General features: G+C 46.6%; 7 protein-coding genes. All 7 read left to right on the top strand.

The annotated features are described in order from the left end of the window. Positions 1 to 911 precede the first annotated feature (911 nt). Positions 912 to 2,345: a Wadjet anti-phage system protein JetA family protein gene (locus tag FYJ45_RS28100; protein ID WP_154468268.1), complete on the top strand. Its 1,434-nt coding sequence runs from the start codon at positions 912 to 914 to the stop codon at positions 2,343 to 2,345. Between the two features lie 4 nt (positions 2,346 to 2,349). After that, positions 2,350 to 2,964, top strand: coding sequence for a DUF4194 domain-containing protein (locus tag FYJ45_RS28095; protein WP_154468267.1), 615 nt, complete (start codon positions 2,350 to 2,352; stop codon positions 2,962 to 2,964). Then, positions 2,933 to 6,169 (top strand): ATP-binding protein, encoded by a 3,237-nt coding sequence (locus tag FYJ45_RS28090; RefSeq protein ID WP_195842026.1) that lies wholly within the window; start codon positions 2,933 to 2,935, stop codon positions 6,167 to 6,169. Before FYJ45_RS28095 ends, FYJ45_RS28090 begins: the two co-directional genes overlap by 32 nt. Then, on the top strand, positions 6,166 to 7,428 hold the full coding sequence (locus FYJ45_RS28085) for a Wadjet anti-phage system protein JetD domain-containing protein (RefSeq protein ID WP_154468265.1): 1,263 nt from the start codon (positions 6,166 to 6,168) through the stop codon (positions 7,426 to 7,428). The genes FYJ45_RS28090 and FYJ45_RS28085 overlap by 4 nt, the downstream gene beginning before the upstream one ends. Positions 7,429 to 7,572: 144 nt before the next feature. Further along, positions 7,573 to 7,842 carry a type II toxin-antitoxin system RelB/DinJ family antitoxin gene (locus tag FYJ45_RS28080; RefSeq protein ID WP_117544819.1) on the top strand — a complete coding sequence of 90 codons (270 nt, stop codon included), beginning with the start codon at positions 7,573 to 7,575 and terminating at the stop codon, positions 7,840 to 7,842. Then, positions 7,835 to 8,104, top strand: a complete 270-nt coding sequence (locus FYJ45_RS28075; protein WP_154468264.1) for a Txe/YoeB family addiction module toxin — start codon at positions 7,835 to 7,837, stop codon at positions 8,102 to 8,104. Before FYJ45_RS28080 ends, FYJ45_RS28075 begins: the two co-directional genes overlap by 8 nt. 100 nt (positions 8,105 to 8,204) lie before the next feature. Further along, positions 8,205 to 9,323 carry a uroporphyrinogen decarboxylase family protein gene (locus tag FYJ45_RS28070; protein ID WP_021640265.1) on the top strand — a complete coding sequence of 373 codons (1,119 nt, stop codon included), beginning with the start codon at positions 8,205 to 8,207 and terminating at the stop codon, positions 9,321 to 9,323. The last annotated feature ends 376 nt before the right edge of the window (positions 9,324 to 9,699 follow it).

The following is a 9,699-nucleotide window of genomic DNA, read 5'->3' as shown; positions in this document are numbered from 1 at the left end:
AACTCCTCCTCCCGTGCTTTGTAGTGTAGCTTCTCACAAACTATTTTACAACACAGCGTAGAGAGTTGGAACACTTTCATTACTATTTGTGCCGCCAGCCGAAGGCGGCGGAATGGGGATTTATATGATAATATCCAAATATTTTGAATATACTAATAGAGGCCGTTGGGAGGCAAGGATAATGCCCTGAACCGAATATCCCATTAGCGGGTAGGCAGTTGCGGTTAGCAGCTGCCTATTTTGATGAAAAGAAAAGAATGATATTTTGCGTATTTGCGATATCATATAATTATGCTAAGATTATATGATATAGAGGTGCCAGATGAACGGTTTCATAACAGCGAAAGATGCAGTAAAAAAATGGAATATGTCAGTTCGTAATATACAGAACTTATGTGTAGCAGGTAAGCTGAATGGAGCAATGAAATTTGGAAATGTAGGGGCGATAGGTATAACAATTCATATTATACTCGTATAAGCACAAAGAAAGTTTACCACTGACAGACATGTGATATACAGATGGTTGGGGTGAATACAAAAATATTATAGAGAAAAAGGAAGAATGGGAAAACCTTGTGATATTATCCATATTGTTAAATTGGATGATAATCGAGAGAGAGTCTTTTTAATACAGGACATTTTCCCGATAACAAAGGAATATATATAACGGGAATATACAATTGCTGGAAATTATCTCATGTTTAAGTGAGCATACAGCCAGAAAAATTGAGCAGAAAGCCAGAAAAGTTAGTAATACAGTGGGCTGGACAGCAATCGCAACCGAAGCAGAAAAGCCGGAGCAGATTCGGAACTAAACTGCGAACCCCCTCTTGTATTCCTGCAATTGCAATGATAAAATGTCGTTAGACATTTTAAAATATTTCAAACCAGATACAGGAGTCTGCATTTATATGCTTTTCGACATCATCCCTGAGAATTTTTTTCATCCTCTGGCGGCGCCGGGGAAATTGGTATATTGGGAATGTATCTGCCGGTTGTTCGCAGTGACCAACCGGCAGTTGTCTTTTGGTGTGGAGCGGGATGTCCTGGTGGATGAGCTGCAGTTTTATTTTGATTCAACGATGGCGGCGCAGATGCCGGAAGAGGAATTGGATCCGGGAGACGGTATGGCTCTTGCTGATAGTGCGGATATGGCAGGCGGCATGAACAGCCGGGATAAGGCGAATTTTATCCTGCGCAGGCTGGAGAGGTACGGCTGGATCTCGGTGGATACGGATCACAGCTACGTGCAGCGGGTGAACTTCCGCGATTATGCGGTTCAGGTAATGAAGACGCTGCTTGCGATTTCGGAAGAGAAAAGAACAGAATATCAGGGGTATATTTACACCATTTACAGTTTAGCCCGTGCCGGTCTGGAGAATCCCGGTATCGGGCTTTTGCAGATCGTGGAGAATACGGACGCGCTGATTACAGGGCTTAAAAGTCTGAATGCGAATATCAAACGATATATTGATGAATTGACGAAGCACTCCACGGTGGCGGAAATTATGGATGCGCTGTTGAATGATTATTATACAAATGTGGTGGATAAGGCGTACCACCGGCTTCTGACCTCGGACAATGTTTCCAAGTTCCGGCCAGAAATCCTGGAGCGGCTGGAAAGCAATAGCCGCAGCGTTCGGTTCCTGAATAAGGCTGCAGGGGAAATCGCTGAGTTGAGAGAGATTTCAGAGGAAGAGGCAAGGGAAGAGGTATTGTCCATGCTGCATGAGGTGATTGATGCATTTCGGCAGATGGATGAAATTTTAAGTGAGATTAACAAAAAGAATACGCGGTATCAGCGGGCTGCCATTAACCGGGCACGTTTTTTGCTCTCTTCAGGGGAGGATGTACGTGGGCAGCTGAAAGATATTCTGATTTTTTTAAATGAACGGATTACAGAGAAAAAACTGGATTACAATGCAGTATATGAATTGGAAGAGATGGATCGGCTGATAAAGCTTTTTTCCTGGGAGTATCTGGATACGGATTCCCTGTATGCGCCGGTGGAAGGGAAAAAAGAATTTATACCGGAGGTCATGGAAAGCTTCGAAGCGAATGAAGAGCTGCGGGAAGAAAAACGCAGAAGGATGGAAGAGAAGCTGGCGCGGATATTAAGTCCTGAGAAAATCAACGCTTATGTGAAGGAAATGCTGGGAGACAGACAGGTTATGGCGGCATCCGAGTTTCCGGTCAGTGAAGGGGATACCTTTATCCGGTTAATTTATATCCGTTTGTACGGGCAGAGGAAGAATATGGATTATACGCTGGAATTAAAAAATATGACGGAAAAGTGCGGGTTTCGGTTCCGGGATTTTCTGATTCGGCGAAAGGAAGGCAGATAGATAGATGGATTGGTTTGAAGGAATGCTGCAGAAGGACAGGGATGAGTTCCGCCGGGTCTGCAATAAGCTGATGAGTATTTGTTTTATCGTCAGACGTAATGAAGTCACGAAGAGCGATTTTTACTTTATCCAGCGCTGGAAACCGGTGTTTGAGCGGTATCTGGAGGTGCTGGGCTATACGCTGGAAATCAATGACGAGTATGGGGTAATCCAGTTGGTAAACCGGGAGAATTATAATCACTTGAATTTGAAGCTGAATGACTCCATCATCCTGCTGATCCTGCGGATTTTATATGATGAGAAAAAGAGGGAGCTTTCCCTGACCGATGTAGTGGTAAATCTGGGCGATATCCAGGAAAAATATATATCATTAAAAATACGGGAAAAACAGATTGATAAAACGACTATGAATAATGCGCTTCGTCTGTTTAAGCGGTTCAATCTGGTGGAGCTTCTGGATCGGGATCTGATGCAGGAGGAATCCCGCGTGATTATTTATGATTCTATTTTGATGGCAGTGCGGGTAGAGGACATTAAACGGGTGAATGATATGCTTGCGCTGTATCGGAAAGGGGGAAAAACGGAAGATGAAGAAGCTGCGCAGGATTCGGCTGATTAACTGGCATAGGTTTGCAAACGAGCTTATCGAACTGGATGATTCCGTCCTGCTTTCCGGGGAAAACGGGGCGGGCAAGTCCACGCTTCTGGATGCGATTCAGTTTGTGGTGACCTGTTCCAAGGTGCATTTTAACAAGGCTGCCCATGAAAAGGGAAAGCGGAACCTGAACAGCTACATGAGGTGCAAGACGGGACGGGAGGATCGTCCATATGAGCGGAGCGGAGAGATCACAAGCCATATTGCCCTGGAGTTTTGGGAGGAAGCAAGAAAACAGTTCTTTATTGTGGGTGCGGTAATGGATTCGGCTTCAGAGGAGAAGGAACCCAATGTGGGCTGGTATCTGATGGAAAACAGGCAGCTGACGGATGAACTGTTTCTGCGGGGAAATCAGGTGAAATCCATTTCGGTTTTCCGTGGGACAAACAAGGGGATAAAAATCTTTGCCAATACACAGACGGAAGCCAAAAAGATGGTGCAGGCCAGGTTCGGCCGCCTGGAGGACAAATTTTTTTCATTGATTCCCAAAGCCCTTGCCTTTAAGCCGATTCATGATATTAAGGATTTTGTGTATTCCTATGTTTTGGATGAGAAGGAAGTCAATATCGATGCGTTGAAAGAAAATGTCCGCAGCTATCAGGATTTGGAGCGTATGCTGCAGGATGTGAAAAACCGGATTGCCAAACTGGAGGCAATCAATGAAAAAGAAGCCGAGGTGGAAAACGGTCTGCGCAGGGATCGGTTTCAGGAATATTATCTGGCGCGGGTGGATGTGGAGCTGACGCAGGAGGCCCGGAGTGACGCGAAGGCAAGGCGGGACGGCGCGCAGATGCGGGAGAAAGAACAGAAGCGCAGGGAGGAAGAGCTGCAGGAAGCCAGACGGCAGCGGCAGCAGCTCATTACGGATCTTTCGGTGGAGTTAAATACAGATAAGGAATATCAGGCGCTGCATGAGCTGGAACAGCAGGAAACGGCGCTAAAAGGGCAGCTGGAAGTTGACAGAAGGGAAATGCAGGCGCTTCACAGGGCGGTTAAGGCGGCGCTGGCGGATGCGCAGAAGCTTCTTCAGGTAAAGGATGCAGACGGGTGTGTAAAGGAGTATACTGCCTTTCTGGAAAAGCTGGAAGAATGCGAAAGCCTGGTTAACGTGAACCTTTGTCTGGAAAAAGTTCTTTCCTATAAAAAGAAGATGTATGAAAAGGTGCAGAGGAAGCTGGCTGAGACGAGGGTGGAGCTAAACGGCTGTCAGAAAGAGCTGTCTGATTTGAAAAATCGTATCGAACAGCTGGAAAAGAAGCGGCTTACTTATCCGGACAGTGTAACACAGCTGAGGCAGCGCATTAAGGAGCAGCTGCGGCAGGTTGGCAGGAGCACGGAAGTCCGTGTATTGTGTGAGCTTTTGGATATTGTGAATCCTGCCTGGCAGAATGCGGTGGAAGGCTATCTGAATAACCAGCGCTTTTACCTGCTGGTGGAGCCGGAGGATTTTGATCTGGCCCTGAGCGTTTATGACAGAATGCGGGAAAACAGGAAGGCCTATGGCGTTGGCCTGATTAATACGGGAAAGCTGGAAAAATATGATGAGGTTCCGGCAGGCTCCCTTGCCGAGGTGGTGACTTCCGCAAGCATTTGGGCAAAGCGATATGTGAATATGGTCCTGGGTAAGGTGCATATGTGCCAGAAGTATCAGGATTTAAAGCTGTATCCCGTGGCCATAACCAGACAATGTATGCGGTATCAGAATCATGTGGTCAGCGCTATTAAACCGGAGGTGTATGAAACGCCTTATATCGGTGCGGAGGCCTATCTGCGGCAGCTGGAGCAGTGCCGCAGACAGCAGAAGGCTTTGCAGGAGCAGGAAGCAGCACTGGAGGAAAAGATCAGTCAGCTGGAATTTGTGACAAAACCGTTGGATACCACTGCGGATGTGGATTTGAAGTACCGCCTCCCGGCGCTGGAGGAAAAGCGGAAGCATGAAAAACAGCTGGCGGACTGCAGGGAGGCTATGAAGGGTCTGCATGCGAATCAGACCCTGATTCAGAAAAGGCTTCATTTGGAAGAGCTGCAGAGAAGTATGAGTCAATTGGATACCCAAATAAGAAAGGCTGTAATGCTGCAGGGAAGCTGCGGGGAAGAAGCCAGACAGCAGGAAGAACTGCTGGTTAACCTGGCATCGCAGCTTTCCGGGCAGCAGGCGGCTTTGGCGGCGCTGATGGAAAGGCTTGGCCCGGATACGTCAGAATGCAGCAAAGAATATGAAAAGCTGAAAGAAGGAAAGGAATTACAGCGGTTTAAGGAGAATTTTGAACGCGCCCGAAAGGCGAACTGGACTTTAAAGGAAAAGGCGGAGGGCGAAATGATTACTCTGATGCGGGAGTATAAGGTGGCCCATGATTTTGGCGCGGCGGAATCGCTGCAGGGATATCCGGAATTTCTGGCGGAATATGATAAGCTGAAAAATTCCAGGCTTTTGGAATATGAGGATAAAGTTTATAAAGCCAGACAGGCGGCGGAGGATGAATTCAGAGAGCAGTTTTTATCCCGTCTTCAGGAAAATATCAAGCAGGCGCAGAACGAGTTTAAGGAGCTGAACCGTTCGCTTGGAGAGATTCATTTTTCCAGAGAACAATATGAATTTTTATATGAACCCAGCAGAAAGCTGAAGAAGTTCTATCAGATGATCATGGATGATTTCAATGTCATGCAGGGCGAATCCATTTTCAGCAGTCTGTTCAGCCAGAATCACCGGGAGGTGATAGAGGAACTGTTTGAAAAGCTGGCGCTGGACGATGAAAACAGCGCTAAAACGCTGGAGGAATACACGGATTACCGAACTTATATGGACTACGATATCAAGATTACGGGTGAGGATCAAAGCTATATGCTGTATTCCAAGGTCAGCCGGGAAAAGAGCGGCGGCGAGACCCAGACGCCGTTTTACATTACCGTGGCAGCTTCTTTTATGCAGCTTTACCGGAACAGCATCGGCGGAGATGCTATTGGCCTGGTGATGCTGGATGAGGCTTTTAATAATATGGATGATGAACGTATTTCGGGTGTGTTGGAATTTCTGACCCATTCCAATCTGCAGGTTATTATTGCAGCGCCGCCGGACAAGATCCAGTATATCGGCCCTGCGGTGAAGAAGGTGCTGCTCGTATTGCAGGATGACAAAATGAGTTATGTGGAGGACTTTACCCGGGCATGAAACGGTATGATGAGAAAGTATTGAACAGCCTGTTGGATAAATATGAAAACAGCCTTTTATATACAGGCCAGAACCAGCGGAAGCAGAGCATTGAATTTCCGGTGAAAAAGAGTACGCTGCCGGAATATTTTGACGAAACCTCCATGCAGTTTGAACTGGTACATGCCCAGCTTGCGGATATGGAGGAAAAAGGATTTGTGCGCCTGATCTGGCGGAAGGGAAAGGAAGGACATATTCTGGAAAAGTGTCTGCTGCAGACAGAACGTGCGGAAGAAATTTATGCATGGCTGCAGCGCAGAACCAGAAAACAAAAGGAAGAGGATGTGATTCATATATGCCGGGAATACCGGGGCAGACATCCTGCGTTGGATGCTTTTTTACAGTATGTGGAGCAAAGAATCGGGCAGGGGCAGAGCGTGGCGCAGTATGTGGATATGGATCATCCGCAGGTGATGGCGGAACGCTGCAGACTGATTCTGCATATTTTGGAGAACCGGACGGAAATTTTTTTAAGGGAATTTTCTGTACGTTATCTGAAGGATTCCAAGGCGGCGGAGAAGGAGATTGCCGGGGCGGCGGGCATTATTGCCCGGTTTTTTCCGGAAAATACGCTGACGGAGCTGACGGCGGAGCAGGTATTAGAGGAATTTGATATTTTTAAGAATCCATCTTGGGTGATGGTGAAGGGCAGCGGGGTGTTTACGCTGTCCCATAAGGAGGTCGGTGGACAAGATGCAAAAGTCATGCCGGACAGCCGTATTTATCTCGCTGCGCTGCAGGGCGGTATTGGTCTGTCCAGTCAGGATATCGGTGACGTATGTTGGGATGTCAGCTGTCCGGTCAGCCGAATCGTGACGATTGAAAACCTGACCTCCTTCCATCGGTGGCAGGAAGAAGGGACGCTTGCTGTTTATCTGGGCGGTTATCATAATCGGGCGAAGAGACAGTTTTTGCGGGAACTGTACCGGGCATTCCCGGATTGTGTTTATGGGCATTTCGGAGATTTGGATTGTGGCGGCTTTCTGATATGGAAGGATTTGTGTGAGAAAACGGGAATTCCCTTTTTGCCCCGTTATATGGATAGGGAAACGTATATGCGGTTTTGTGGAACGGGAAAGGACTTGACGGAGCATGACCGGAGGGAGCTGCTGCGGATGATGGAGGAGCCTTTCTTTGCAGGACAGCGGAAATTGTTTGAGACTATGCTGGAGGTGGGGAAAAAGGTGGAGCAGGAAGGTGTCTCGGTTGGTATCTCTTAGGGAAGTTCGGGTAGCAGTTTATCTGTCTGAATTGTTACAGGACTCAATTATTATTATTTGAAATTGTATTACAATAGCTTGTAATTAGCATACAATACGGTTATAATAAAGGCAAATAGAATACAGAAAGGAGATGCAATATATATGGCACAAGCTACAATAACTGCGAGAGTAGATGAACACGATAAAATAGATTTTGATGCATTCTGCGCAAACGTTGGATTAAATACGTCCACTGCAATTAATCTTTTTGTGAAGGCAGTTCTTCGTGAAAAGCGCATTCCTTTTGAAATTACGCAGTCTGTTGATCCTTTTTTTTGTGATACTAATGTGGAATACGTGAAGAAATCTGTTCAGGAACTGCGTTCGGGAAAAGGAAATGCTCACGAACTGATTGAGGTTGAAGATGAGTGAAAAAATATGGTCTGATGATGCCTGGGAGGATTACCTTTATTGGCAGATGCAGGACAAAAAGACAATGAAACGAATCAATCAGCTTATTAAGGATATTGAGCGAAACGGATGCATGGAAGGGATTGGAAAACCGGAACCGCTAACAGGCGATCTTCAGGGAGAATTCAGCCGGCGTATCAATGATAAAGACCGGCTTGTATATCACATAGAAGGCGGACGTATTTATATTGCTCATTGCCGTGGACACTACGGAGACAGATAATCAGCATAAGGATTTTTGTTGTTATAGGCTGATAAAAACAAAATCCAGGAATACTCTGCCAAAAATACGAAGAAAACTGGCAGATAAGCGGAGGGGAACAATGACAAACAGAGAACGCGCCATGAACATTTTGCACTACAAGCCGGCGGATCGTATGCCTGCCGTGCATTTCGGGTATTGGGAGGAACTGCTTGCGGAGTGGGCGGATCAGAAAAAAATTCCCAAAGAACTGGCTGAACACAACTATGACGGAAGTGAAAAGGACAGGGAGCTGGATAAGCTGATCGGCTGGGATTTCAACTGGTCAACCCAGGTGGGAATGCAGAAGGGGCTTTATCCGGAATTTGAATTTAAAGTATTGGAGGAGCTTCCGGACGGCTCACAGCGGGTTCAGAACAGTGTCGGGCTGATTGAACGGATTAAGCCGGGCATCGCTTCCATTCCTTCAGAGGATGATTACCAGCTGAAGGACAGGGAGGCCTTTGAAACGCTTTACAAGCCCAAAATGCAGTATATGCCTGAGCGTATTGATTTTGAGTTTTACAAGCATTTTAATGAGACAAGGCTGCAGGACAGGCCGGTGGGGCTTTCAATCGGAAGCGTGCTGGGAGATATCCGCAATATGACCTCCGTTGTGGGCATGAGCTACCTAATTTATGATGAGGATGAAGAACTGTTTGCAGATATTGTGGATACCTATGCGGAAATGCAGTATAAATGTGTGGAGGCTGTCCTGGAAACAGGTGCGAAATTTGATTATGCCCATTTTTGGGAGGATATCTGCTTTAAAAACGGTCCTCTTCTTTCCCCGGTACTTTTTCAGGAGCTTTGTGCAAAGCATTATAAAAAGAGGACGGATCTCTGCCATAAATACGGAATTGATATTATTTCCCTGGACTGTGACGGCGTGGTGGAGAGCCTGCTTCCTACCTGGTTTGAAAATGGTGTTAACACAATGTTTCCCATTGAAGTGGGCGTTTGGGGAGACCAGTTTGAAAAGGCACGTAATAAGTTCGGAAATGGTATGCTTGGCGTAGGGGGAATGGATAAAACAGCGCTGCGCAAGGATAAAGCGGCGGTGGATGCCGAGATCGAAAGAATGAAGCGCCTGGCCAGCCTGGGCGGTTTTATCCCCTGCCCGGACCACAGGCTGATGCCCGGGACCAAGTTTGAACTGGTTCAGTATTATGCAGAAGAAATTAAAAAAATAAAAATCTGATCTGTTTATTATTAAGCCGCGGCGCAAAATGCCGCGGCTTATATTATTTGTGTGCCCGGTGGGCACACGTTGTAAAGATGATGACTGCGTCCATTCTCCGCCGCCAGGGTGCAATATTCTTATACATAGACTGAAATATTGTGCGCTCAGCACTCTTATAATCCTGGAAACCCCGTATTTACAGGCTTTTCGGCCTGCACAATACCCGCACAATAATATGCAGGAAGAAAAGGTTAATGTTCTTGTTTACATATAAATCCCCATTCCGCCGCCTTCGGCTGGCGGCACAAATAGTAATGAAAGTGTTCCAACTCTCTACGCTGTGTTGTAAAATAGTTTGTGAGAAGCTACACTACAAAGCACGGGAGGAGGAGTT

It is taken from the genome of Eisenbergiella porci, from assembly GCF_009696275.1.
GTDB lineage: Bacteria > Bacillota > Clostridia > Lachnospirales > Lachnospiraceae > Eisenbergiella > Eisenbergiella porci.
The sequence above is the reverse complement of the archived record's forward strand: the minus strand, read 5'-3'. Positions and strand labels throughout refer to the sequence as shown.

What these genes read in the sequence shown, in the direction of transcription:
- FYJ45_RS28085 (WP_154468265.1), top strand. Translation starts at nt 6,166, where the DNA reads ATGAAACGGTATGATGAGAAAGTATTGAACAGCCTGTTGGATAAATAT.
- FYJ45_RS28090 (WP_195842026.1), top strand. Translation starts at nt 2,933, where the DNA reads ATGAAGAAGCTGCGCAGGATTCGGCTGATTAACTGGCATAGGTTTGCA.
- FYJ45_RS28070 (WP_021640265.1), top strand. Translation starts at nt 8,205, where the DNA reads ATGACAAACAGAGAACGCGCCATGAACATTTTGCACTACAAGCCGGCG.
- FYJ45_RS28100 (WP_154468268.1), top strand. Translation starts at nt 912, where the DNA reads ATGCTTTTCGACATCATCCCTGAGAATTTTTTTCATCCTCTGGCGGCG.
- FYJ45_RS28080 (WP_117544819.1), top strand. Translation starts at nt 7,573, where the DNA reads ATGGCACAAGCTACAATAACTGCGAGAGTAGATGAACACGATAAAATA.
- FYJ45_RS28095 (WP_154468267.1), top strand. Translation starts at nt 2,350, where the DNA reads ATGGATTGGTTTGAAGGAATGCTGCAGAAGGACAGGGATGAGTTCCGC.
- FYJ45_RS28075 (WP_154468264.1), top strand. Translation starts at nt 7,835, where the DNA reads ATGAGTGAAAAAATATGGTCTGATGATGCCTGGGAGGATTACCTTTAT.